Below are 23,834 nucleotides of genomic sequence, written 5' to 3' on the forward strand. Positions count from 1 at the left end.
ATAGCTGAGAGAAAGCTGGACGGGACCGGGAGCGCGGTGCGGTGAACAGGGACGGGCGAAGCAGGACCAGGACGTACGTGGCGGGGGCGCTGGCCCTGCTGGCCTTCGCCACCGCCTGCGGCGACAACGGGGACGGCGGCGGCGCCGCACCCGGGACCAAGGCCGCGTCTGCGGCGCCCCAGCCGTCCGGCGGTGGCGGCACGCCGGGCGCCGCGGCCACCACGCCCGGCGCGGCCCCGGCCGAGGGCGACGCCGCGGCCTGGGCGAAGTGGAACCTCAAGCCGCTGACCCCGGCCCCCGCGCCGCCCGCCGACAAGCCCATCAAGCTCGAACGCACGGGCACCGTACCGGTGTTCAGCGACGTGAAGACCACCGACAAGGTCGTCTTCATCACCATCGACGACGGCGCCGAGAAGGACCCGAAGTTCGTCGAGATGCTGACCGACCTCAAGGTGCCGATCACGATGTTCCTGACCAAGGACATCGTCAAGAACGACTACGGCTACTTCAAGCCGCTCCAGGCGCTCGGCAACCACATCCAGAACCACACCGTCACCCACCCGGTGATGAGCAAGCTTCCGCCGGACAAGCAGAAGTCCGAGATCTGCGAGGACCAGGCCGCGCTCACCCAGCAGTACGGCACCGCCCCGCTGCTGTTCCGCCCGCCGTTCGGCGACGGCGCCAACACCCCGACGCTCAACAACTCGGTGCAGCAGTGCGGCCCGCGCGCGATCGTGCTCTGGCGCGAGTCGATGCAGATCCACGACATGCAGTACCAGGCGGGCGACAAGAAGCTGAAGCCCGGCGACATCATCCTGGCGCACTTCCGCGGCCCCAAGGAGCTCAAGGGCGCCACGATGACCCAGATGTTCGCGGACCTGCTCGCCCGGATCCAGGAGCAGGGCTTCTCGGTGGCCCGGCTGGACGACTACATCCAGCCGCCGGCCTCCTGAGGCGTCTGCACCGGCTGGCCCAGCATCATCAGCGGCCCGTTGTCGGTGCGGCTGAGGATCACCGTGACGGTGTTCGGCCCGGAGGGCTTGAGCTGACGGCGCAGCTCCTCCGGGGTGATCGCCATCCCGCGCTTCTTGATCACCACCGTGCCGACCCCGCGCTCGCGCAGCAGCGCCTTCAGCTTCTTGATGTGGAAGGGCAGCACGTCGGTGAGCTCGAAGGCGTGCGCGTACGGGGTGGCGATCAGCCGGTCCGAGGTCAGGTAGGCGATCTTCGGGTCGATCAGCCGGCCGCCGACCTGCTCGGCCACCTCGGCCACCAGGTGCGCCCGGATCACCGCGCCGTCCGGCTCGTACAGGTACCGCCCGACCGGGCCGGCCGGCGGGTCGGGCAGGTCGCCGCCGGTCAGGCTGGCGGCCTGCGGCAGCAGGGTGGCGCGGTGCGGGCGGGTCGCCCCGGTGCCGAACCAGAGCACCGCCTCCTTGACGTCCCCGTGGTCGGACACCCACTCCGCCTCGGCGTCCGCCGGGACGGCCTCGTGGGGGATGCCCGGGGCGACCTTCAGGGCGCCGATCGGGGTCCGCCGCCCGGCCTCGATCGCCCAGGAGAGCGGCGGCGCGTACGCCTCCGGGTCGAACACCCGGCCGCGCGAGGTGCGCCGGGCCGGGTCGGTGAACACCGCGTCGTAGCCGGTCACGTCCACCTCGGCGACGTCCGCGCAGACCACCTCGACCAGTTCGGCCAGACCCAGCGCGGCGGCGTTGGCCGCGGTGGCGGCGCAGGCCGCCGGGTCCTTGTCGACGGCCAGCACCCGGATCCCGGCCCGGGCCAGCGCCAGTACGTCCCCGCCGATGCCGCAGCACAGGTCCGCCAGCCGCCGTACGCCCAACTCGGCGAAGCGGCGCGCCCGCCACTCGGCCACGCTGCGCCGGGTGGACTGCTCGACCCCGTTGGGCGTGAAGTACATCAGGTCGGCGTCCGCCCCGAACTTCGCCCGCGCCCGCTGCCGCAGCCGCGCCTGCCCGAACGCCGCCGACACCAGCTCCGCCGGGTGCTCCCGCCGCAGCCGGGTGGCCAGCGCCAGCTCCTCCTCGGGAGCGAACTCGCGCAGCTCGGCGAGCAGGGCCTGACCCTGGGGTGTCAGCAGGGGCTGGAGGTTCTCGGTGTCCACGAGGTCATTCTGACCGGTCAGGGGAGGCAATCAGAGTCCGTCGGGCGCGCCGTTGGCACTCTGGTTGACTGAGTGCTAACCGCAGCCTATGGTCATCCTTGGCACTCCCCACTGGGGGAGTGCTAACGCGAAGACGTGTGTCTGACCCCCGCGACGGCAGGCCCGCAGGTTCGCCCCTACCCGTTAGAAAACCCCGTAATCTCCGAAGGGGAGCTCGGACGTGACCACCAGCAGCAAGGTTGCCATCAAGCCGCTCGAGGACCGCATCGTGGTCCAGCCGCTCGACGCCGAGACCACCACGGCCTCCGGCCTGGTTATCCCGGACACCGCCAAGGAGAAGCCCCAGGAGGGCGTCGTCCTGGCTGTCGGCCCGGGCCGCTTCGAGGACGGCCAGCGTCTGCCGCTCGACGTCGCCGTCGGTGACATCGTCCTGTACTCGAAGTACGGCGGCACCGAGGTGAAGTACCAGGGCGAGGAGTACCTCGTCCTCTCGGCTCGCGACGTTCTCGCCATCATCGAGAAGTAACGCGGCATCGAGAAGTAAGTCGTTCCGACCCGCCCCGGATCCGTGTCCCAAGTGACAGGGGCCCGGGGCGTGGTTGTTGGTTCACGTAGTTCGGCGGCCGGTGGGCCGGCCGCAGCCCCGAGGGAATAGGGAACATGGCGAAGATCCTGCAGTTCGACGAGGACGCCCGCCGCTCGCTGGAGCGCGGTGTCAACAAGCTGGCCGACACCGTCAAGGTGACCATCGGCCCCAAGGGCCGCAACGTCGTCATCGACAAGAAGTTCGGCGCCCCGACCATCACCAACGACGGTGTCACCATCGCCCGTGAGGTCGAGCTGGACGACCCGTACGAGAACCTTGGCGCGCAGCTCGTCAAGGAGGTCGCGACCAAGACCAACGACGTCGCGGGTGACGGCACCACCACCGCCACCGTGCTGGCCCAGGCCCTGGTCAACGAGGGTCTGCGCAACGTCGCCGCCGGTGCCGGCCCGGCCGCTCTGAAGAAGGGCATCGACAAGGCCGTCGCCGCCGTCTCCGAGCACCTGCTGTCCATCGCCCGCGAGATCGAGGGCAAGGACGACGTCGCCGCCGTCGCGTCCCTCTCCGCGCAGGACACCCAGGTCGGCGAGCTGATCGCCGAGGCGATCGACAAGGTCGGCAAGGACGGTGTCATCACCGTCGAGGAGTCGAACACCTTCGGCGTGGAGCTGGACTTCACCGAGGGCATGCAGTTCGACAAGGGCTACCTGTCGCCGTACTTCGTCACCGACGCGGAGCGTCAGGAGGCGGTCCTCGAGGACCCGTACATCCTGATCAACCAGGGCAAGATCTCCTCCATCCAGGAGCTGCTGCCGCTGCTGGAGAAGATCCTGCAGAGCGGTGCCTCCAAGCCGCTGCTGATCATCGCCGAGGACGTCGACGGCGAGGCGCTGTCGACCCTGGTCGTGAACAAGATCCGCGGCACCTTCAACGCCGTCGCCGTCAAGGCCCCGGGCTTCGGCGACCGCCGCAAGGCGATCCTCGGCGACCTGGCCGTCCTGACCGGCGGCACGGTCATCTCCGAGGAGGTCGGCCTCAAGCTCGACCAGGCCGGTCTGGACGTGCTGGGCACCGCCCGCCGCGTGACCATCACCAAGGACGACACCACCATCGTCGACGGTGCCGGTGACTCCGAGGCCGTGGCCGGCCGCGTCGCCCAGATCAAGGGCGAGATCGCCGCGACCGACTCCGACTGGGACCGCGAGAAGCTGCAGGAGCGCCTGGCCAAGCTGGCCGGCGGCGTCTGCGTCATCAAGGTCGGCGCCGCCACCGAGGTGGAGCTGAAGGAGCGCAAGCACCGCCTGGAGGACGCCATCTCGGCGACCCGCGCCGCGGTCGAGGAGGGCATCGTCGCCGGTGGTGGCGCCTCCCTGGTCCACGCCGCCAAGGTGCTGAACGACGGCCTGGGCCTGTCGGGTGACGAAGCCACCGGTGTCGCCGTGGTCCGCAAGGCGCTGCACGAGCCGCTGCGCTGGATCGCCCAGAACGCCGGCCTGGAGGGCTACGTCATCACCTCCAAGGTCTCCGAGCTGGAGGCCGGCCAGGGCTACAACGCGGCCACCGGCGAGTACGGCGACCTGGTGAAGGCCGGCGTCATCGACCCGGTCAAGGTCACCCGCTCCGCCCTGGAGAACGCCGCCTCGATCGCCTCCCTGCTCCTCACCACCGAGACCCTCGTGGTGGAGAAGAAGGAGGAGGAGGCCGAGGCCGGTCACTCGCACGGCGGCCACGGCCACTCGCACTGAGGCACCGACGCCTGACCGGAGGCCCGGTCCGCTCCCTCGGGGAGTCGGGCCGGGCCTCCGGCTGTCACTCACCCGCGCTTGAGGCTTCAGCTATCAGTAGAATTTTGCAGAATGCAAAGATTGCCTTATAACTGAGGCATGATCGAGGCCCGCCATCTGCGCGTCCTGCGTGCCGTCGCCCGCACCGGCTCCTTCTCCGCCGCCGCCCGCGAGCTGGGGTGTACGCAGCCTGCCATCAGCCAGCAGATGAAGGCCCTGGAGAAGTCGGTGGACACCCCGCTGGTGGTCCGCTCGGGCCGCGGGATGCAGCTCAGCGAGGCCGGGCGGGTCCTGCTCAAGCATGCCACCGGAATCCTGGCCGGGCTCTCCGCCGCCGAGGAGGAGGTCGCCGCGATCGCCGGGCTGCGGGCCGGACGGGTGCGGCTGGTCTCCTTCCCGACCGCGAGTTCCACCCTGGTGCCGCCCGCGGTCGCCCGCCTGCGGGACAGCCATCCGGGGGTGCGCGTGTCGCTGGTCGAGGCCGAGCCGCCGGAGTCGCTGGCGATGCTGCGCGGCGGCGAGTGCGAGATCGCGCTGGCCTTCCGCTACCCGCAGTCCGACGGTGCGACCGTGGTGCCGGCGCCCGCGCACGGCTCGCCGCGGGAGGCGCGGGCCGAGGCGAACCTGGAGGCGCAGCAGCTGTCGGCTGGCACCGACTGGTCCGATCTGGTGGTCACCCCGCTGCTGGACGATCCGCTGGTGGGCCTGCTGCCCGCCGGTCACCCGCTGGCCGGGCGGGGCGGGCCGGTGGGGCTGGCCGAGCTGGCGGGGGAGCAGTGGATCGCCGGCTGCCCGCAGTGCCGGGGGCACCTGGTGGAGCTGTGCGCGGGGGCGGGTTTCGAGCCCCGGATCGACTTCGCGACCGACGACTACCCGGCGGTGGTCGGCCTGGTGGCGGCCGGGCTCGGGGTGGCGGTGCTGCCCCGACTGGCTCTGCAGTCGGTGCGTCCTGACGGTGTGTCGACGGTGCCGGTGCGGACGGCCTCCGGGGTGCCGGCGGTGCGCCAGGTGGTGGCGCTGACCCTGCCGGACCTGGCCGAGGTCCCGGCCGTCGCGCTGATGCAGGAGCGGCTGGCGGGTGCGGCGGCCGACCGCTGACGGTCGGTGACCGGGGGCCTCGTGCCCCCGAATGGGGTGGCAGGGGCCTGAAGCGCCGCGAAGAAACGTTTCTCCACAGCGCACCGCGGAGGCGGGTCTAACGGTGCGCGACCGCCGGCGGGGCCAGCGGGACCTCCACCAGGCGGTGCCGCGAGCGGCCCAGCATCTCCTCGCGCTCGTCCTCCGTCATCCCGCCCCAGACGCCGTACGGCTCACGGACCGCCAGGGCGTGCGCGGCGCACTCCGCGATCACCGGACAGCGCATGCACACCTCCTTGGCGCTGGCCTCGCGCGAGCTGCGCGCCGCCCCGCGCTCGCCCTCGGGGTGGAAGAAGAGCGAGCTGTCCACGCCGCGGCAGGCTGCCGAGAGCTGCCAGTCCCAGAGGTCCGCGTTGGGACCGGGGAGACGGGAGAAATCTGCCATGGCTCATTCCCTTCAGAGGCGGTCGGCGGCGGCCGGGCTTTTCGGCGGGCTGCTGCCGAGCGGTGCCCGGCGGGGCGTCCCGCGCTGGTATGGACACCTGGAAATATGACTTAAGGCAACTCCATGGACAAGTCACCCACACACTGGCACAACAGTCAATGACCATACGAAAGCTATAAAAACGGGCAAAGTGGGCATGGGCTTTCGCTGGGCTCGGGCGTGGCAATCGGGTGGCCGAGGGGCGCGCGACACGCCGCACCGGTGTGCGGGTCGTACGCCGACCGCGCGCGAGCTGCGCAAAAGTGCGGCGTGTGCACCGCGATGCGGCTGATCGGTAATGGGTTGGCCACGTACAGTGGTGGAGATGCCCTGAAGGCCGTAACTCATTCGAGTGACGGTCGTTGGAAGTGCGGAGGCGGTTAGCGGGCGCCGGACGTCGGGAACGATCGCGGGCAAGTCGGGGCGATCAGGACGAAGTCTGTCGCCGATCGGCCGTGTCGGAGAGGTTCGTACCAGCCAGGAGGCTCAACGTGACGCGGATCAGCTGCGGAGGACGACGGTCATGACTTCCGTTCTCGTTTGCGACGATTCCCCGCTCGCCCGCGAGGCGCTTCGCCGCGCCGTCGCGACCGTACCCGGTGTGGACCGGGTCACCACCGCGACGAACGGGGAGGAGGTTCTCCGCCGCTGGGTGGCCGACCGCTCCGATCTCGTCCTGATGGACGTCCGGATGCCCGGCCTCGGCGGGGTCGAGACCGTCCGGCGGCTGCTGTCCGCCGACCCGGGCGCCCGGATCATCATGCTCACCGTCGCCGAGGACCTCGACGGCGTCGCGCTCGCGGTGGCCGCGGGTGCCCGCGGGTACCTGCACAAGGACGCCTCGCGCGCCGAACTGCGGGCCACCGTCACCCAGGCCCTCGCCGACCCGACCTGGCGGCTCGCCCCGCGCCGGCTGCGCAGCCCCGACATGGGCGCGGCGCCGACCCTGACGGCACGTGAGATCCAGGTGCTGGAGGGCATGAGCCACGGACGGAGCAACGCCGAGATCGGGCGCGAGCTGTTCCTGTCCGAGGACACCGTGAAGACCCACGCCCGACGGCTGTTCAAGAAGCTCGGGGCCTCCGACCGCGCGCACGCGGTGGCGCTGGGTTTCCGCTGGGGCCTGGTCCGCTGACCACCGGCGGCGCCGCCGGCTGCGGCGCGCCGCAGTCGAATTCCGGAGCGGGCGCCGCACAGGCGTGTGACGTTACGGTCCCGAGGTTGCACCATGGAGGAGTGGAGCACCTCGGGGACCAGCGGACAGGCACTGCGGCGAACCACGCAGCCGCAGGACACTCGGCGGACGGCGCGACGGACGGGACCACCCACGGCGGCGGGGCGGAAGGCGGAACGGTGCAGGAGGGGCCGGTGGTGCGCGGCACGCCGCACGGTGCCGCAGCGCATAACGTTCCGGTGCACAACTCCGGACGCGGTGCCGCGTTTTCCCGGCCGACCAGGCACCATGGACCGATGCGCGACGATGTCGCCGGTGCGGCCGGCCAGGCGGACCCGGGGGAGGCCGAGCCCTCCGACCCGGGCCACGATCCGTCGTACGCGGATTCCGGCGGCCCCGGTGCCGAAGCCGGCCCGGGCCGCCCGCCGGTGCTCGGCACGGGCGGCTCGCCCCTGGTGGGCGAACTGGTCGCGGCCGCCGTGCGCGGCGAGGGCCCGGCCATCGACGCGCTGCTCGCCTACGTCCACCCGCTCGCGCTGCGGTACTGCCGCGCCAAGCTGGTCCGGCTGCCCGGCGGGGCGCGGCACCACGTGGACGACGTGGCCCAGGAGGTCTGTGTCGCGGTGCTGTGCGCGCTGCCCCGGTACAAGGACCAGGGGCGGCCGTTCGAGGCCTTCGTCTACGGCATCGCCGCACACAAGATCGCCGACCTGCAGCGGGCCGCGATGCGCGGACCCGGCTCGACCGTGGTGCCGCAGGACGACCTGCCGGAGGTGCCGGACGAGGCGCTCGGCCCGGAGGAGCAGGCGCTGCTCAGCAGCGACGCGGCCTGGGCCAAGGAGCTGCTCTCCAACCTGCCGGCCCGTCAGCGCGAACTGGTGCTGCTGCGGGTGGCCGCCGGGCTGTCGGCGGAGGAGACCGGCGAGGTGCTCGGGATGTCGCCGGGGGCCGTCCGGGTGGCCCAGCACCGGGCGCTCAGCCGGCTGCGGGCGCTCGCGGAGGAGTCCTCCTGAGCGGAGGCGCAGGCCAGGGGGGTCCCGCCCGGGTGGAATGAGGGGGGCGGGGGTGGTTGTTGTCAAGGGCACACGAGGGCACATTCGCGGTGCCAGTACCATGGGGTATCGGCGCCTGGGCAGGTTGCCAAAGTTTCGCGGGTGCGCACGGGGTTCCTTTGGAGGTTCCTCCAGGCCACCCGGCTTTCGGCCGTCTGCGCGAGTGAGCGATCAACGCGCCCCTTCCCTCTGGGCGCGAGCGGATTAGGCCGGCCACGGAAGGTACTCCCCAAATGTCTTACAACGCCGCAGGCGTACCCGAGAAGTTCGCCATGCTCGGGCTCACGTTCGATGACGTCCTGCTGCTGCCCGGGGCCTCCGAGGTGCTGCCGAACCAGGTCGACACCTCCTCCCGGGTCTCCCGGAACGTCCGCGTCAACATCCCGCTGCTGTCCGCGGCGATGGACAAGGTCACCGAGGCGCGGATGGCCATCGCGATGGCCCGTCAGGGTGGCGTCGGCGTGCTGCACCGCAACCTGTCGGTCGAGGACCAGGCCAACCAGGTCGACCTGGTGAAGCGCTCCGAGTCCGGCATGGTCACCGACCCGATCACGGTCGGCCCGGACACCACGCTGGCCGAGGCCGACGCGCTGTGCGCCAAGTTCCGCATCTCCGGCGTGCCGATCGCCGACGAGGCCGGCAAGCTGCTCGGCATCGTCACCAACCGCGACATGGCCTTCGAGTCGGACCGCAGCCGCCAGGTCCGCGAGATCATGACCCCGATGCCGCTGATCACCGGCAAGGTCGGCATCTCCGGCGAGGACGCGATGGCGCTGCTGCGCCGCCACAAGATCGAGAAGCTCCCGCTGGTCGACGACGAGGGCCGGATCAAGGGCCTGATCACCGTCAAGGACTTCGTCAAGGCCGAGCAGTACCCGAACGCCGCCAAGGACGCCGAGGGCCGTCTGCTGGTCGGCGCCGCGGTCGGCGCCAGCGCCGAGGCCTTCGACCGGGCCCAGGCCCTGGTCGAGGCGGGCGTGGACTTCCTGGTCGTCGACACCTCGCACGGCCACAGCCACAACGCGCTGGCCTGGATCGAGAAGATCAAGTCGGCCGTCCGGGTCGACGTGGTCGGCGGCAACGTCGCCACCCGGGACGGCGCCCAGGCGCTGATCGACGCCGGTGTGGACGGCGTCAAGGTCGGCGTCGGCCCCGGCTCCATCTGCACCACCCGCGTCGTCGCCGGCATCGGCGTCCCGCAGATCACCGCCATCTACGAGGCCGCCCAGGCCTGCCAGGCGGCCGGCGTGCCGGTCATCGGCGACGGCGGCCTGCAGTACTCCGGCGACATCGGCAAGGCGCTGGCCGCCGGTGCCGACACCGTGATGCTGGGCTCGCTGCTGGCCGGCTGCGAGGAGTCCCCGGGCGAGCTGCTGTTCATCAACGGCAAGCAGTTCAAGTCCTACCGCGGCATGGGCTCGCTGGGCGCCATGCAGTCCCGCGGCCAGGGCCGCTCCTACTCCAAGGACCGCTACTTCCAGGCCGAGGTCGCTTCGGACGACAAGCTCGTCCCCGAGGGCATCGAGGGCCAGGTGCAGTACCGCGGCCCGCTGTCCGCCGTGCTGCACCAGCTGGTCGGCGGCCTGCGCCAGACCATGGGCTACGTCGGCGCCGGCACCATCGCCGAGATGGAGAGCAAGGGCCGCTTCGTCCGGATCACCTCGGCGGGCCTCAAGGAGAGCCACCCGCACGACATCCAGATGACCGTCGAGGCGCCGAACTACTCGTCCCGCTGAACGGACCGATCGGCTGAGGGGCCCGTCGCTGTGCTGCAGCGGCGGGCCCCTCGGCCTGTTCGGAGGCCGGGCCGTCGGGGCGCCACCAGCGGCAGTACGGGATACTGGGGGCGGCCGGGGTGACCCGGCGGGCATGAGCAACAAACCAGAAGGGCTCGAAGTGACTGAGATCGAGATCGGGCGAGGCAAGCGCGGCCGCCGGGCGTACGCCTTCGACGACATCGCCGTCGTCCCCAGCCGGCGTACGCGTGACCCGAAGGAGGTCTCGATCGCCTGGCAGATCGACGCCTACCGCTTCGAGCTGCCGTTCCTGGCCGCCCCCATGGACAGCGTGGTCTCGCCGCAGCAGGCCATCGCCATCGGCCGCCTCGGCGGCCTGGGCGTGCTGAACCTCGAAGGCCTCTGGACCCGCTACGAGGACCCGCAGCCGCTGCTGGACGAGATCGCCGCGATCACCGACGAGGCCACCGCGACCCGCCGCCTGCAGGAGATCTACGCCGCGCCGATCCGCGCCGAGCTGATCAAGCAGCGGATCCAGGAGGTCCGCGACTCCGGCGTGGTCACCGCCGCCGCGCTCTCGCCGCAGCGCACCGCCGAGTTCTCCAAGGCCGTCGTGGACGCCGGGGTCGACGTCTTCGTCATCCGCGGCACCACCGTCTCGGCCGAGCACGTCTCCAGCGCCGCCGAGCCGCTCAACCTCAAGCAGTTCATCTACGAGCTGGACGTCCCGGTGATCGTCGGCGGCTGCGCCACCTACACCGCGGCCCTGCACCTGATGCGGACCGGCGCGGCCGGCGTGCTGGTCGGCTTCGGCGGCGGCGCCGCCCACACCACCCGCAACGTGCTGGGCATCCAGGTGCCGATGGCCACCGCCGTCGCCGATGTCGCGGCCGCCCGCCGCGACTACATGGACGAGTCCGGCGGCCGCTACGTGCACGTGATCGCGGACGGTGGCGTCGGCTACAGCGGGGACATTCCGAAGGCGGTCGCCTGCGGCGCCGACGCGGTGATGATCGGCGCTGCGCTGGCCCGTGCCACGGACGCCCCGGGCAAGGGGTTCCACTGGGGCATGGAGGCCGTCCACGAGGAGCTGCCGCGCGGCAAGCGGGTGGACCTCGGCACGGTCGGCACCACCGAGGAGATCCTCACCGGGCCGTCGCACACTCCGGACGGCACCATGAACCTGTTCGGTGCGCTGCGGCGGGCGATGGCCACCACGGGGTACACGGAGCTGAAGGAGTTCCAGCGGGTCGAGGTGACGGTCAACCCGGCGCTGGACAACCGCTGAGGGGTGTGCTGACGCAGGTACGGAGGCCTCTGCCGGATTGCCGGTGGGGGCCTTCGGGCTTTCCGGGGGTGGTCAGGCGCGGTTCGCGGTGCGGCGGGTGAGGAGGAAGCCGCCGATCAGGGCGATGGCGTAGAAGGTGAGGTCGAGGGGGCGCAGGTCGGCGCGCCAGGAGGTGAGGGTGTCGTGGAGGAGGCCGCGCGGGGTGCTGGTGCCGGTGTGCACGACGCGGAGTTGCTGGGTCAGCTGGCCGAGTAGCAGGGCGCCGGCCGAGAGCAGGGCGCCGAGGGGCGGGAGTAAGCGGTTTCGGCCGCCGAGCAGGCCCAGCGGGAGGGCGACCAGGCCGGCCTGGGCGATGGCCAGCCAGCCGAGGCTGTCGGCGGCGCGCAGCGGGGCGCAGCCGTAGGCCAGGCCGGCCAGCAGGGCGGCGAGCGGGGCCAGGAGGAGGGCGAGGGCGGTGCGGCGGCGGGGTGTGCGCCGGTGGGCGGCGGGGGTGCCGGGGTCGTAGCCGGTGACCGGGACGCCGGGCATGCCGGGGGCGACGTAACCCTCGGGGGTCTCCAGGGCGGGTGCGACCGAGTAGTGCTGGGCGGTGCGCGGTCGGAGCGATGGGCCGTCAGCGCCCGGTGCGGGTGCGGTCATGGGCGTCGAGTCCCCCCGGAAAGACTATGAGCTGCCGAACGGTAGCAGCGCTTCGGGCAGATCTTGGCGAGTTTTCGATCACAGATCGGGCACGGAGCGTCGCACCCGTTCCGGTTCGTCCCGGCTTGGGCCGGGGGGCGGGTGGTAGTCGGCCCTCCGGACAGGGGATGATGGAGGCTTGGGCGTTCGGGCCCGGGCCGGGCCGACGCGCCGTCACCACGACCGCCAGCAGCACATGGGGGAACGTTCCGAATGACCCAGGCGCAGGGTTCCACCGGCCGCCTCCTGGCCGGCCGCTACCGGCTGAACGGCGTGCTCGGACGCGGTGGCATGGGTACCGTCTGGCGCGCCGAGGACGAGATGCTGGGCCGGACGGTCGCGGTCAAGGAACTGCGGATGAACGCCAGCGTCGAGGAGGAGGAGAAGCACCGGCTGATCGTCCGGACGCTGCGCGAGGCGAAGGCGACCGCGCGGATCCGGCACAACTCGGCGGTGACCGTCTTCGACGTGGTCGACGAGGACGACCGGCCGTGGATCGTCATGGAGTTGGTCGAGTCCCGCTCGCTGGCCGACGTCGTCCGGGAGGACGGGCCGCTGGCACCCGCCCGGGCGGCGGAGATCGCGCTGGACGTGCTGGGCGTGCTGAGCGCGGCGCACGCGCTGGGCATCCTGCACCGGGACGTGAAGCCGTCCAACGTGCTGATCGGCGAGGACGGCCGGGTCGTGCTCACCGACTTCGGGATCGCGAGTGTCGAGGGCGACGCCTCGATCACCTCCACCGGGATGCTGGTCGGCGCTCCCTCGTACATATCCCCGGAGCGGGCGCGCGGGCAGAAGCCCGGGCCGCCGGCCGACCTGTGGTCGCTGGGCGGCACGCTGTACGCGATGGTCGAGGGGCGGCCGCCGTACGACCGCGGCTCGGCGCTGGCCACCCTGACCGCGGTGATGACCGAGGAGCTGACCACGCCGGCGAACGCCGGGCCGCTGCTGCCGGTGATCGAGGGGCTGCTGGAGAAGGACCCGGCGAAGCGGCTGGACGCCTCGCAGACCCGGTCGATGCTCAAGCGGGTGGTGGCGGAGTCGACCGCGAAGGCCGAGTCGACCACCCAGCACGCGATGCCGGTCGAGCCGTCGGCCGTGGCCGGGGAGTCGAAGGGCGAGAAGGCCGAGAAGGGCGAGGCCGGGGCGGAGAAGGCCGAGAAGGCCGGGAAGGCCGGGAACGAGCCGGAGAAGGCCGGGGGCGGGGAAGCGGGCGCGGCGAAGGAGCCGCCGAAGCGGACTGTGGGCGGGCTGCTGGGGACGGTCCGGGTGGGCAGTCGGGCCCGGGACGAGGCGCCCGTTGCGAAGGCTGCGGCCGAGCCGGCGCCGAGTCCGGCGGCCGAGCCGATCCGGCCGGTGACCAGTGAGTGGACGATGGGGGCGACCCAGGCGGCCGGGGCCGATCCGCGCAAGGGGCGGCGGCGGCTGGCGGTGGTCACCGTGGTGCTGGTGCTGCTGCTGATCGCCGGGATCGTTGCGGTGGCCCAGGCCGTGGGCGGTGGGGACGGCGGTGCGAAGGGGGAGAGCACCCACGGTGCGGGTGCCACCTCGCCGGTCGCGGCGACCACCGGGGCCACGCCGGGTCAGAGTCCGGCGGCGCCTTCCACCGAGCCGGCTCCTGCGGGGACGGCCGCCGAGCCGACCGGTACGGCGGACTCCTCGGCCGCCGCGCCGCCGCCGGCGGCCACCACTGCGGCCCAGGCGCCGACGTCGGCGCCGACGCCGGCGCCGACGGCCGAGCCGGCGCCGACCCAGACCACGGGCGGCGCGGTGCCGGCCGGCTACCACGTGTACCAGGACCCGAGCGGCTTCTCCGTCACCCTGCCGGACTGGCTGCAGCCGGTCGGGTCGGACTCCAACCGGCGGATCTTCAAGAACTCGGCAGACGGCAGCCAGCTGCGGATCGAGTGGACCACCTCGCCCGGCGCGAGCGCGCTCGGTGACTGGCAGGATTCGGAGCCCAACGTCCGCGGCCAGGTGACGAACTACCAGAGACTGAACCTGGCGGCGATCACCTACCGGCAGTGGAGCAACGCCGCGGACTGGGAGTGGACCAACGGCACGCCCAAGACCCACTCGCTGAACCGGGGCTTCGTGACCGGCAACCCGGCCAAGTACGGCTACTCGATCTACTGGATCGTCCCTGACGCCCAGTGGGCCGCGCAGGCTCCCGCCCGAGACGTCGTCTTCAACAGCTTCCAGCCGGCACCGTAGGGCTCAGCCGATCAGGCGCTGAAGGAGCCGCTCAGTAGGCTGCTCGGTGAGCGAGAGGAACTGGCATGCGAGGCAGCCCTGGCCAGTTGTTGGCGGGTCGGTACCGGCTGACGGACCGTCCCGAACTACTGCGCGCGTCCGCGGTGGACGAGCACACCGGTGAGTCGGTGCTGCTGCGCGCCGTGGAGTTGCCCGCGCTGCTGACCGCCGGCCAGGATCCGGACGAGCCCAACCCCGGGCACGGGGACCGGCTGGTGCGGCGGGTGGCGGCGGTCGGCTCGGCCGCGCCGACCTGGCATCCGCGGCTGCTGCGCGGGGTCGGCGCCTTCGTCGAGGGCGAGTTGCTGTGGACGGTGGAGGAGCGGCCCGCGGGCTGGACGCTGGCCGAACTGCTCACCGCCGGGCCGCTCCCGCCGTACCGGGCGGCAGAGTTGGCGGCCGACCTGGCCGGCGCGCTGCGGGCGCTGCACGAGGCCGGGATCTCCCACGGCAATGTGACCGCCGAGTCGGTGCTGGTCTGCGAGGACGGCGCGGCGATGCTCGGCGGGCTGCTCACCGGGGTGGCGCAGGAGGCGCTGGCCGAGGACCTCGGCGGGCCGGGCGGACGGCGGCGGTACGACGTCCGGGCCACGCTGGTCGGCCCGGTGGCCGAGCGCTGGCCGCTGGACGGCGGGCCGGCGGGGGACTGCTGGTCGCTCGGGGCGCTGCTGCAGCGGATGGTCACCGGCCGCTCGCCGTTCCCGGAGGCCGGTGTGCCGGAGCTGGTGACGGCGGTCCGGGACGGGCGACGTGAACCCTCGGTGGTCTGCGGGCCGTTGGCACCCTTGGTCGAGCGGCTGCTGCAGCCCGACCCGACGCTGCGGCCCACCGCCCAGGTGGTGCGGGGCGAACTGGCGGCGCTGCTGGCGGGCGCCCCGGAGCCGGCCGACGAGGAGCGGGCGGCGCGGGAGGTGGAGCTGAAGCCGGAGGCGCCGTTGGTGCCGTTGCGGCCGCGTCGGCGTGGGCGGGGCGGGCGGTCGGACGGGGTCGCGCCGGAGGCCGGCGCGGCGCGGGGCGGCGGGGGGAGGAGCTCCCGGATATCCCCGGCCCTGTTGGGGCCGCTGCTGGTGGGGGGAGTGTTCCTGCTGCTGGTGCTGGGCATCGTCGCCGTGGTGCTGTTCGCGGGCTGACGGTCCGGTCACCCGCCGGTCCGCAGGTCCGGGGGGTGGGCGAGATTACCGGGCTCGGCGAGGTACGCCTAGGGTGTCCGTGGGATCTGTTCGAACAGTGGTCTGCAGCGGGCTTTCCGCCGCGGTGACGGCAGGTGGAATCGAGAGGGGGAGCGGTCGCCGATGGGCGTGCAGGACCGGCCGGAGGCGGCCGAAGCGGAGCGGTTGCTGGCCGGGCGGTACGAGCTCGGCGAGCGGCTCGGTCGGGGCGGGATGGGCACGGTCTGGCGGGCCTGGGACCGGATGCTTGACCGCGAGGTCGCGGTCAAGGAGCTGACCGTCAACCACCTGCCGGAGGAGGACCTGCAGATCCTGCACACGCGGATGAAGCGCGAGGCCAGCGCCGCCGCCCGGATCAAGCACCCCGGCGTGATCACCGTGCACGACGTGCTGGAGCAGGACGGCCGGCCGTGGATCGTGATGGAGCTGGTCGACGGCCGTTCGCTGGCCGACGTGATCAGCCAGGACGGCACCCTGCCGCCGCGCGCCGCCGCCGAGGTCGGCAGCCAGGTGCTCGCCGCGCTGCACCGCGGCCACCAGCTCGGCGTGCTGCACCGGGACGTCAAGCCGGCCAACGTGCTGCTGGAGCGCGGCACCGGGCGGGTGGTGCTGCTGGACTTCGGCATCGCCAAGTACGAGGGCTCGACCGAGCTGACCCGGCCGGGGGACCTGGTCGGCTCGCCGGACTACCTGGCGCCCGAGCGCGCCCAGGGCGAGCGGCCCGGGCCGGCCTCCGACCTGTGGGGCCTCGGGGCGACGCTGTACGCGGCGGTCGAGGGCCAGTCGCCGTTCCGCCGGGACTCGCCGATCACCACGCTGGCCGCGGTGGTCGACGAGCCGCTGCCGGAGTCGCGCCGGGCCGGTCCGCTCGGGCCGGTGCTGGCCGCGCTGATGGCCAAGGATCCGGCCGACCGGCCGAGCGCGGACGAGGCGGCTCGGATGCTGGCCGAGGTGCAGGCCGGGCACACCATGGGGCTCACGTCGGTGGGGCCGTCGGCCACGCCGGTGCGCACCCCCACCCAGTCGGTGCCGGTGGTGGACCGCTGCGAGGGGCCGGACGGGACCGCCGAGTCGTCGGCGGAGGGCTCGGAGGAGCCGACCGATCCACGTCCGGCTGCTGCCGTGACCGCCGTGGCGGGCACGGTCCCGCCCACCGTTCAGCACACCGCCGGGGGCGTGCCCGCCGCCGTACAGGCGCACACCGCCGTCGGGGCGCCGGGCGTGCACTCCGCCGCGCCCGCGCGTGGTCCGGCCGGACGCCGCAACCGGATGAAGCTCGTCGCCATCGCGGTGGCGGTCGGCGTGCTGGCCGCGGGTGCGACCTTCTTCGCCACCCGGCATCTGTCCGGCTCCCCGGTCGCCGACCCCACCCCGACCGCGCAACCGGACACGGCCGAGCCCTCCGACGCGCTGGCGACCGGCACCGCGACCCCGGGCGCGGACGCGCCCGCCGGCTACCGCTGGGTCGACGACCCGGCCGGTTTCCGCTTCCCGCTGCCGACCGGGAACCCGGCCTGGCAGCGCAGCATCGGGACCGACAGCAACCAGATCTTCTACAGCCCCGACGGCAGGACGCACTACCTGCAGTTCGCGGTCACCGTCGGCCAGTCGGTCAAGCCGCTGGACCACATGCGGGAGATGGAGGCCAGCGTCTCCAAGTCGCTCAAGGACTACAAGCAGCACCGGATGGCGAGCACCGCGGTGAACGGTCGCGAGGCGGCCGTCTGGGAGTTCAGCTACGCGGCCAAGGAGGGTGGCCGCCGGCGCGCGATCGAGACCGAGTTCATCGACGAGGACGGCACCGCGTACGCCGTCTACTCCTCCAGCCCGGACAAGGGCAACGAGTGGAACGAGGCCCTGCAGCGCTTCCACACGGTGCTCAACGCCTTCACGCCGACCCGCTGAGCCGGGGCACCGGGCGGGGTGGTGGCCCGTAAGGGCGGAGCGCCCCGCTTTCGCCCGACTGCGGCAGATTCTTGTTACCGACGGGTACCGCGCCGGGCGCCGAAGGCCTAGGCTGCGCCGTATGTCGGACCTCACAGCAGATGCAGTGGCCACCGAACACCCCGGCGCCTCCCCCGCGGGCGGCAACCCGACCGCCCCCGGCGGCGGCCGGACCGTCGCGTCCGCCGTCCCCCGCTCCCTGGTCGACCGGCTGGCCACCGGGGTCACCGCCACCGCCGAGCCCAGCGTGGTGGAGACCGTCGCCCCGCTGACCGGTGAGCGGCTGGCCGGTCTGCCGCAGTCCACCCCGGCCGACGTCGAGGTCGCCTTCCAGCTGGCCCGCCGCGCCCAGGCCGCCTGGGCCGCGCTGCCGGTGCGCCGCCGCGCGGCCGTGCTGCTGCGCTTCCACGACCTGCTGCTCAAGCGGCAGGACGAGGTGCTGGACCTGGTCCAGGCCGAGACCGGCAAGGCCCGACTGCACGCCTTCGAAGAGGTCCTGGCCGTCGCCATGGCCGCCCGGCACTACGGGCGCGCCGCGCAGGGCTACCTGAAGGACCGGCGCCGCGGCGGCGCGCTGCCGGTGCTCACCCACACCGTGGAGGCCCGCCGCCCCAAGGGCGTGATCGGCCACATCTCGCCGTGGAACTACCCGCTGGAGCTGTGTGTCGGGGACCTGCTGCCCGCCTTCGTGGCCGGCAACGCGGTGGTCAACAAGCCCGACACCCAGACCGCGCTGACCGGGCTGTGGGCCCGGGAACTGCTGATCGAGGCCGGGCTGCCGGCCGACCTGTGGCAGGTCGTGATCGGCGACGGCCCGGTGATCGGCCCCGCCGTGGTGGAGCACGCCGACTACGTCTCCTTCACCGGCTCCACCCGCACCGGCCGCGAGGTCGCCCAGCGCGCCGCCGCCCGGCTGGTCGGCGCCTCGCTCGAACTCGGCGGCAAGAACGCCATGCTGGTGCTCTCCGACGCCGACGTCGACGCGGCCGCCGCGGGCGCCGTACGGGCCTGCTTCTCCTCGGCCGGGCAGCTGTGCATCTCGATCGAGCGGCTGCTGGTGCACCGCTCGGTGGCCGACCGGTTCCTGGAGCGCTTCGTCGCCCGCACCCGGGCGCTGCGGCTGGGCGGCGGCCTGGCGTACGGCGCCGACATGGGCTCGCTGGTCTCCGCCCGGCAGCTGGACACCACCACCCGGCACGTGGAGGAGGCGGTCAAGGCCGGCGCCACCGTGCTGACCGGCGGGCGGGCCCGGCCCGACCTCGGCCCGTACTTCTACGAGCCGACCGTCCTGGACGGGGTGACCCCGGAGATGGCGGTCTGCGGCGAGGAGACCTTCGGACCGGTCGTCTCGGTCTACCGCTTCGACACCGAGGAGGAGGCGGTGGCCGCCGCCAACTCCACGCCGTACGGCCTGAACTCCAGCGTCTGGACCAGGGACCTGCGGCGCGGCCGGGCGGTCGCGGCCCGGCTGCGGACCGGGACGGTCAACGTCAACGAGGCCTACGCGGCCGCGTACGGCTCGGTGGCCGCGCCGATGGGCGGCATGGGCGACTCGGGGCTGGGCCGGCGGCACGGCGCCGACGGCATCCTGCGCTTCACCGAGGCGCAGACCATCGCCACCCAGCGGCTGATGCCGATCGCGCCCTCGTTCGGGCTGGACGACAAGCAGTTCGCCGCCGTGATGACCGGCGGGCTGCGGGCGCTCAAGGCGCTGCGGTTCAAGTAGGTCCGCGGTTCGAGTAGGGCTGCGGTTCATGTAGGTCCGCGGTTCGAGTAGCGCCGACCAGCTTCCCCCCAAGGCAGGTTCGACCCCCGAAGGAGCAGTGGCAGATGGTGGAGTCCGGTGATGCGGCGGAGTTCGACTACGACGTGGTCGTGGTCGGCTCCGGCTTCGGCGGTTCGGTCGCGGCGCTGCGGCTGACCGAGAAGGGCTACCGGGTCGCCGTCCTGGAGGCCGGGCGGCGCTTCGAGCGGGACGAACTGCCGCGGAACTCCTGGGACCTGCCGAACTACCTGTGGGCGCCGCAGCTCGGGCTGTACGGCATCCAGCGGATCCACCTGCTGGCCAACGTGCTGATCCTGGCCGGCGCCGGGGTCGGCGGCGGCTCGCTGAACTACGCCAACACCCTGTACGTGCCGCCGAAGGCCTTCTTCGAGGACCGCCAGTGGCGCCACATCACCGACTGGCAGGAGGAGTTGGCGCCGTTCTACGACCAGGCGCAGCGGATGCTCGGGGTCCGGCTGAACCCGACCGTCACGCCGTCCGACGTCCACCTCAAGGCGGCCGCCGAGAAGATGGGCGTCGGGGACACCTTCCACATGGCGCCGGTCGGGGTCTTCTTCGGGGACGGCAAGGACACCGACGGCGCCGCCAAGGCGGCGCCCGGCGAGGAGGTCGCCGACCCGTACTTCGGCGGTGCCGGCCCGGCCCGCAAGGCCTGTGTGGAGTGCGGAGAGTGCATGACCGGCTGCCGGCACGGCGCCAAGAACATGCTCACCGAGAACTACCTGTACCTGGCGGAGCGGGGCGGCGCCGAGATCCATCCGCTGACCACGGTGGCCCGGATCCGGGAGCACCGGGGAGCCGACGGGAACCCCGGCTTCGCGGTGGACGTGCGCCGCACCGACTCCCGGTCGAAGACCGACCGGGTGAAGGCCGGCGCCCGGACCATCACCGCCGCTCGGGTGGTGGTCGCGGCCGGTACCTACGGCACCCAGTCGCTGCTGCACCGGATGCGCGACGCCGGCCACCTGCCCCGGATCTCCGACCGGCTCGGCGAGCTGACCCGCACCAACTCCGAGGCGCTGGTGGGCGCGCAGACCACCGACCGGCGCTACGGCACCAAGGCGGACTTCACCAAGGGCGTCGCGATCACCTCCTCGATCCACCCGGACGCCAACACCCACATCGAGCCGGTCCGCTACGGCAAGGGCTCCAACGCGATGGGCGCGCTGTCGATCGCCCAGGTCAAGGGCGGTGGGAAGGCCCCGCGCTGGCTGCGCTACCTGGGCAACTCGGCGCTCCACCCGGTGACCTTCGCCCGCTCGATGAACCAGCGCGGCTGGTCCGAGAAGACGATCATCGGCCTGGTGATGCAGTCGCTGGACAACTCGATCACCGTCTCGCTCAAGAAGGGCCCGCTGGGCAAGCCCCGGCTCACCTCCAGCCAGGGCCACGGCACCCCCAACCCGACCTGGATCCCGGCCGCCGAGCAGGGTGCCCAGGCGCTGGCCGACGAGATCAACGGCTTCGCGGGCAGCACCGTCGGCGAGATCTTCGACATCCCGATGACCGCGCACTTCCTCGGCGGCTGCCCGATCGGCGACGCCCCCGAGACCGGCGTGGTCGACCCGTACCACCGGCTGTACGGGCACCCCGGGATCAGCGTGGTGGACGGCGCGGCCGTCTCCGCCAACCTCGGCGTCAACCCGTCCCTCACCATCACCGCGCAGGCCGAGCGCGCGCTGTCGATGTGGCCCAACAAGGGCGAGGCGGACCGGCGCCCGGCCCAGGGCGAGGCCTACCGCCGGGTCGACCCGGTGGCGCCGGTGCGTCCGGCCGTGCCGGAGGGCGCCTTCGGTGCGCTGCGACTGCCGTTGCTGCCCGTCCCGGAGGTCCCGAAGAAGCGCGACTGAACCGGGCTCGGAGGGCCAACCCGCCCGGCCCGTCACTCGGTTGACATCCGTTCGGGTCCGATGGGATAAACGGGCTCCCTGGGGGACCAGGAACTCGTCGAGCGGGGGGAATGCGGTCCATGGCCAACTGCGCATCGTGCGGCGCGACTTCGGTGGAGGGGGCGCCCGCCTGCGGCTCGTGCGGACGGCCGACGGCACCCCCGCCCCCGACGGCCGTCGCCCTGCCCGCCGTACCTCAGCCGCCCCACGGGCCGCCGCCCACCGTGCCGCCCGGGTACCACCCGCCGCCGCCCGGCCAGGGCGCCGGGTACCCACCGGCCGGCGGGCCGCCCGCGGTGGGCAGTTGGGGCGCCGGGCAGCCGTACTACCCGAAGGCCGTCCAGTCGCCGCTGGTGCGCTGGCTGACCGGCACGAACTGGCGCCCGGCCCTGCGGGCGGCCGTCGGGCCGACCGCGGTGCTGCTGCTGGCGGCGCTGGTCGCGGCGATACCCAGCGACTACACCCTCGACCGGGCCTTCCCCACGCCCGACTTCGGCGACCGCTTCCTCTCCACCCTGGCGATGGCGCTCAACGCGCTGGGCGCGCCGTTCCGGCTCGGCTTCCAGAACCCGGTCACCAGGAGCCGCTCGGAGAACCTGGACGTCACCTTCTGGCTGGTGCCGATGACGGTCACCGTCCTGTGGTGCCTGGCGCTCTGGCTCGGCCTGCGGGCCGGGCTGCGCCGGCGCAAGGCGGACGGCTCCCAGCTGTCCCGCGCCCAGGCGGCCGGCGAGGCGCTGCGCACGGCGGTGGTGCTCGGCCTGGTGACCGTGGTGCTCGGGCTGGTCGCCGGCAGCAGCTGGAATCCGGGGAACGCCGACAGCGACTACTACGGCTCCGGCCCGAGCTTCGGGAAGCCGTCCCTCAGCACGGACTCCGACTGGCTGTGGGCGGTCGGCTGGACCCTCCTGGTGGGCGGGCTGCTGGCCTTCGCCGTCTACGGCACCGACGCGCTGCGCTGGGCCGCCTGGCGCAGCCGGTCGGTGCGCGGCTGGGCGGTGGCCGTGCTGACGGCGGGCCAGGCGCTCGCACTGATCCTGGGCCTGGCCTCGGTGACGGCCTTCGTGCTGGTCGCGGTCACGAGCGACCAGGGCTGGCAGACGGCGCTCTCGCTGGCCTTCCTGCCCAACCTCGGCCTGCTGCTGCTCGGCCTGGGCTCGGGCGCCACGCTCCGCTCGGACAGCACCATGGACTCCGGCCCGGGGTGGAGCGAGTACCGCGACAGCCACCGGGAGTTCTCCTTCTTCGACCTGCACGGCGAGACCGCCGACTGGCGCTGGGCCGGCCTGCTGGCACTCGCCGCGGCGGCCCTGCTCGGCTGGACGGCCTACCGGCGGCAGCTGGACGCGGCCGACCGGCTCCGGCTGGCGGCCGTGTACGCCGCGCTGCTCACCGCGCTGACGGCGGCGTCCGGCGGGCTGGCCAGCACCTCGATGTCCTTCCTGGCGCCGACGTCGGGCAGCTGGGGCGGGGTGAACAACTCGACGTCCACCCAGGACACCTCGGCGGGGCTGGTGTTCCTCAGCGTGCTGGTGGCCAGCGTGGTCTGGGCGCTGGTCGGTGCGCTGCTGGTGCCCGCGTCGCTGGCGGCGCTCGGCGGCCGCGGGGCGGCTGTGCCGTACGGCCCGGTGCCGCCGGAGGTGCCGTACCCGGCCGGACCCGCGTACGGGATCCCGCCGCAGGGCCCGGTGCCGCCCGGCGTGCCCCCGCAGGCGCCGCCGTACGGGCCGGTGCCGCCGGAGGTGCCCCACCCGGCCGGGCCGGTGGCGGACGCGCCGGTGGTGGGGGTGAGCGAGGTGCTCGGCTCGCACGACGCGCCCCCCGCTCCCGCCGCCGGGGCGCCGCTGCCCGCGGACGCGCCGCGGCCGCCGGAGGAGGCGGTGGACCCGAGCGTCTGGCGCGACCACCCGTAGGAGCGCGACCACCCGTAGGAGACGGCCGGAAAAGGGCAAAGGGCCCCGCGGGGGAACGGGGCCCTTTGTCGCTCAGCACTCGGCGTCAGGGCTGCGCCAGGTGCTGGAGGTGACGGCGCCGGGGGAGGAGCGCCGTCCTGTCGGTTGGCTCGCGGTCGTGCCCCTTCGCCGCCGGCGTGGGTGGCCGGTGGAGCGGGGCGCGCGCTCCCGTGCGGCGGCGGGTCGGCGGGCAGGTCTGCGCCGGGCCCCCGCTCACGGAGCGTGAAGTGAAAACCGCTGTCGCCTTTCTGCGCGGCGACGGCGGAGACGTCGGTCCCGGACCCCCGCGGCGGGCCTGCCGGCCGCCGGGAGAACCGTTCACAGGGAGCATCGTGCTGGACGGAGGGCTTGCTCTGCAACCGGTTCGGCGTAGTTCGAACCAGTCCGTGTGCCGACGACGGTGTGCCGAATGATCACGGTGCGTAGTGGTCCAAAGGGCTGCGGCGCACGGGGACGCGCGTAGCGGCGCGGGACGGCGGGGGAGGTGCGCCCGGAGTGCGCCCCGGATCGAACGGTCGGTGCGATGGTCGGTGCGACGGCCGGCCCCGGGCGTCCCCGGGGGCCGGCCGTCCCACCTCTCGGCCCAGTCGCGGCCGGGGTCGCTGTCCCCTGCTTGCCGGCCGCGGCACCCGCGCACGGTCCCACGGCGCCGCGCTCCCCGGCGAGCCGGGGCGGCGGCGCCACGTGCGCCGGTGGACTGGGGTGAAGCTCCACGCGTGGTCCTGCAGTCCGTACGGCGATGCCCCCGGTCGGGGGCGGCGGCGCGTCTGGCGGACGCGGCGCGACCGTCCGGTCGTCAGAAGCAACGAAGCGCGGCCCCGACCGGTCACGGTCCTTTGGACGTGCAGACGAGTGAAACCGGACAGCCCGGTAGAATCGGTGTCCAGACACCCCACACC

17 protein-coding genes are annotated in these 23,834 nt (G+C 73.2%); 14 read left to right on the forward strand and 3 right to left on the reverse strand.

Annotation, left to right across the window (positions count from 1 at the left end; genetic code table 11):
* The first annotated feature begins 41 nt into the window (after nt 1-41).
* Nucleotides 42-953 (forward strand): polysaccharide deacetylase family protein, encoded by a 912-nt coding sequence (locus ACIG5E_RS22015; protein ID WP_396535699.1) that lies wholly within the window; start codon nt 42-44, stop codon nt 951-953.
* On the opposite strand, the gene ACIG5E_RS22020 is transcribed toward ACIG5E_RS22015, so the two are convergent.
* Nucleotides 929-2,125 (reverse strand): methyltransferase domain-containing protein, encoded by a 1,197-nt coding sequence (locus ACIG5E_RS22020; RefSeq protein ID WP_396535701.1) that lies wholly within the window; start codon nt 2,123-2,125, stop codon nt 929-931. The two genes, ACIG5E_RS22015 and ACIG5E_RS22020, sit on opposite strands and share 25 nt — an antisense overlap.
* A 220-nt stretch (nt 2,126-2,345) precedes the next feature.
* On the opposite strand from ACIG5E_RS22020, the gene groES reads away from it, so the two are divergent.
* From groES to ACIG5E_RS22035, 3 genes are all read left to right on the forward strand, one after another.
* A complete protein-coding gene (gene groES / locus ACIG5E_RS22025; RefSeq protein ID WP_014136232.1) occupies nt 2,346-2,651 on the forward strand; it encodes a co-chaperone GroES in 306 nt (101 codons plus the stop codon).
* Nucleotides 2,652-2,785: 134 nt separating this feature from the next.
* A complete protein-coding gene (groL, locus tag ACIG5E_RS22030) occupies nt 2,786-4,414 on the forward strand; it encodes a chaperonin GroEL (RefSeq protein ID WP_396535703.1) in 1,629 nt (542 codons plus the stop codon).
* A 138-nt stretch (nt 4,415-4,552) separates the two neighbouring features.
* Nucleotides 4,553-5,551 (forward strand): LysR family transcriptional regulator, encoded by a 999-nt coding sequence (locus tag ACIG5E_RS22035; protein WP_396535705.1) that lies wholly within the window; start codon nt 4,553-4,555, stop codon nt 5,549-5,551.
* 97 nt (nt 5,552-5,648) lie between these two features.
* On the opposite strand, the gene ACIG5E_RS22040 is transcribed toward ACIG5E_RS22035, so the two are convergent.
* On the reverse strand, nt 5,649-5,975 hold the full coding sequence (locus tag ACIG5E_RS22040; protein ID WP_380418051.1) for a WhiB family transcriptional regulator: 327 nt from the start codon (nt 5,973-5,975) through the stop codon (nt 5,649-5,651).
* A 562-nt stretch (nt 5,976-6,537) separates the two neighbouring features.
* Here ACIG5E_RS22040 and ACIG5E_RS22045 point away from each other — a divergent pair.
* The 4 genes from ACIG5E_RS22045 (at nt 6,538) to ACIG5E_RS22060 (ending at nt 11,264) form a co-directional block, all read left to right on the forward strand.
* Complete coding sequence (locus tag ACIG5E_RS22045; RefSeq protein WP_014136228.1) at nt 6,538-7,149, forward strand: response regulator transcription factor; 612 nt, start codon at nt 6,538-6,540, stop codon at nt 7,147-7,149.
* Between the two features lie 335 nt (nt 7,150-7,484).
* Nucleotides 7,485-8,201 carry an RNA polymerase sigma factor ShbA gene (gene shbA / locus ACIG5E_RS22050; RefSeq protein ID WP_396535707.1) on the forward strand — a complete coding sequence of 239 codons (717 nt, stop codon included), beginning with the start codon at nt 7,485-7,487 and terminating at the stop codon, nt 8,199-8,201.
* Nucleotides 8,202-8,473: 272 nt separating this feature from the next.
* The gene (gene guaB, locus ACIG5E_RS22055; RefSeq protein ID WP_396242150.1) at nt 8,474-9,976 is read left to right on the forward strand and encodes an IMP dehydrogenase; all 1,503 of its coding nucleotides are present in this window, start codon (nt 8,474-8,476) and stop codon (nt 9,974-9,976) included.
* Between the two features lie 160 nt (nt 9,977-10,136).
* On the forward strand, nt 10,137-11,264 hold the full coding sequence (locus ACIG5E_RS22060; RefSeq protein WP_396535710.1) for a GuaB3 family IMP dehydrogenase-related protein: 1,128 nt from the start codon (nt 10,137-10,139) through the stop codon (nt 11,262-11,264).
* A gap of 72 nt (nt 11,265-11,336) precedes the next feature.
* On the opposite strand, the gene ACIG5E_RS22065 is transcribed toward ACIG5E_RS22060, so the two are convergent.
* Nucleotides 11,337-11,903 (reverse strand): hypothetical protein, encoded by a 567-nt coding sequence (locus tag ACIG5E_RS22065; protein WP_396535712.1) that lies wholly within the window; start codon nt 11,901-11,903, stop codon nt 11,337-11,339.
* 252 nt (nt 11,904-12,155) lie between these two features.
* Between ACIG5E_RS22065 and ACIG5E_RS22070 the strand changes: the two genes are divergently transcribed.
* The 6 genes from ACIG5E_RS22070 (at nt 12,156) to ACIG5E_RS22095 (ending at nt 22,896) form a co-directional block, all read left to right on the forward strand.
* Complete coding sequence (locus ACIG5E_RS22070) at nt 12,156-14,156, forward strand: protein kinase (protein ID WP_396535714.1); 2,001 nt, start codon at nt 12,156-12,158, stop codon at nt 14,154-14,156.
* 65 nt (nt 14,157-14,221) lie between these two features.
* Entirely contained in the window at nt 14,222-15,325 is a 1,104-nt protein-coding gene (locus tag ACIG5E_RS22075; protein WP_396535716.1) for a protein kinase, read from the forward strand.
* Between the two features lie 162 nt (nt 15,326-15,487).
* The gene (locus tag ACIG5E_RS22080; protein ID WP_396535718.1) at nt 15,488-17,269 is read left to right on the forward strand and encodes a protein kinase; all 1,782 of its coding nucleotides are present in this window, start codon (nt 15,488-15,490) and stop codon (nt 17,267-17,269) included.
* A gap of 121 nt (nt 17,270-17,390) precedes the next feature.
* On the forward strand, nt 17,391-19,034 hold the full coding sequence (locus tag ACIG5E_RS22085; RefSeq protein ID WP_396535720.1) for a succinic semialdehyde dehydrogenase: 1,644 nt from the start codon (nt 17,391-17,393) through the stop codon (nt 19,032-19,034).
* A 104-nt stretch (nt 19,035-19,138) separates the two neighbouring features.
* Nucleotides 19,139-20,944, forward strand: a complete 1,806-nt coding sequence (locus tag ACIG5E_RS22090) for a GMC oxidoreductase (protein WP_396535722.1) — start codon at nt 19,139-19,141, stop codon at nt 20,942-20,944.
* Nucleotides 20,945-21,063: 119 nt separating this feature from the next.
* Nucleotides 21,064-22,896, forward strand: a complete 1,833-nt coding sequence (locus tag ACIG5E_RS22095) for a hypothetical protein (RefSeq protein WP_396535724.1) — start codon at nt 21,064-21,066, stop codon at nt 22,894-22,896.
* The last annotated feature ends 938 nt before the right edge of the window (nt 22,897-23,834 follow it).

It is taken from the genome of Kitasatospora sp. NPDC053057 (assembly GCF_044546945.1).
GTDB lineage: Bacteria > Actinomycetota > Actinomycetes > Streptomycetales > Streptomycetaceae > Kitasatospora.

Bases quoted from the DNA above. Each gene is read 5' to 3' on its own strand.
- groL (WP_396535703.1), top strand. From the start codon at position 2,786: ATGGCGAAGATCCTGCAGTTCGACGAGGACGCCCGCCGCTCGCTGGAG.
- ACIG5E_RS22035 (WP_396535705.1), top strand. From the start codon at position 4,553: ATGATCGAGGCCCGCCATCTGCGCGTCCTGCGTGCCGTCGCCCGCACC.
- ACIG5E_RS22040 (WP_380418051.1), bottom strand. From the start codon at position 5,975: ATGGCAGATTTCTCCCGTCTCCCCGGTCCCAACGCGGACCTCTGGGAC.
- ACIG5E_RS22045 (WP_014136228.1), top strand. From the start codon at position 6,538: ATGACTTCCGTTCTCGTTTGCGACGATTCCCCGCTCGCCCGCGAGGCG.
- shbA (WP_396535707.1), top strand. From the start codon at position 7,485: ATGCGCGACGATGTCGCCGGTGCGGCCGGCCAGGCGGACCCGGGGGAG.
- guaB (WP_396242150.1), top strand. From the start codon at position 8,474: ATGTCTTACAACGCCGCAGGCGTACCCGAGAAGTTCGCCATGCTCGGG.
- ACIG5E_RS22065 (WP_396535712.1), bottom strand. From the start codon at position 11,903: ATGACCGCACCCGCACCGGGCGCTGACGGCCCATCGCTCCGACCGCGC.
- ACIG5E_RS22070 (WP_396535714.1), top strand. From the start codon at position 12,156: ATGACCCAGGCGCAGGGTTCCACCGGCCGCCTCCTGGCCGGCCGCTAC.
- ACIG5E_RS22075 (WP_396535716.1), top strand. From the start codon at position 14,222: ATGCGAGGCAGCCCTGGCCAGTTGTTGGCGGGTCGGTACCGGCTGACG.
- ACIG5E_RS22080 (WP_396535718.1), top strand. From the start codon at position 15,488: ATGGGCGTGCAGGACCGGCCGGAGGCGGCCGAAGCGGAGCGGTTGCTG.
- ACIG5E_RS22085 (WP_396535720.1), top strand. From the start codon at position 17,391: ATGTCGGACCTCACAGCAGATGCAGTGGCCACCGAACACCCCGGCGCC.
- ACIG5E_RS22090 (WP_396535722.1), top strand. From the start codon at position 19,139: ATGGTGGAGTCCGGTGATGCGGCGGAGTTCGACTACGACGTGGTCGTG.
- ACIG5E_RS22095 (WP_396535724.1), top strand. From the start codon at position 21,064: ATGGCCAACTGCGCATCGTGCGGCGCGACTTCGGTGGAGGGGGCGCCC.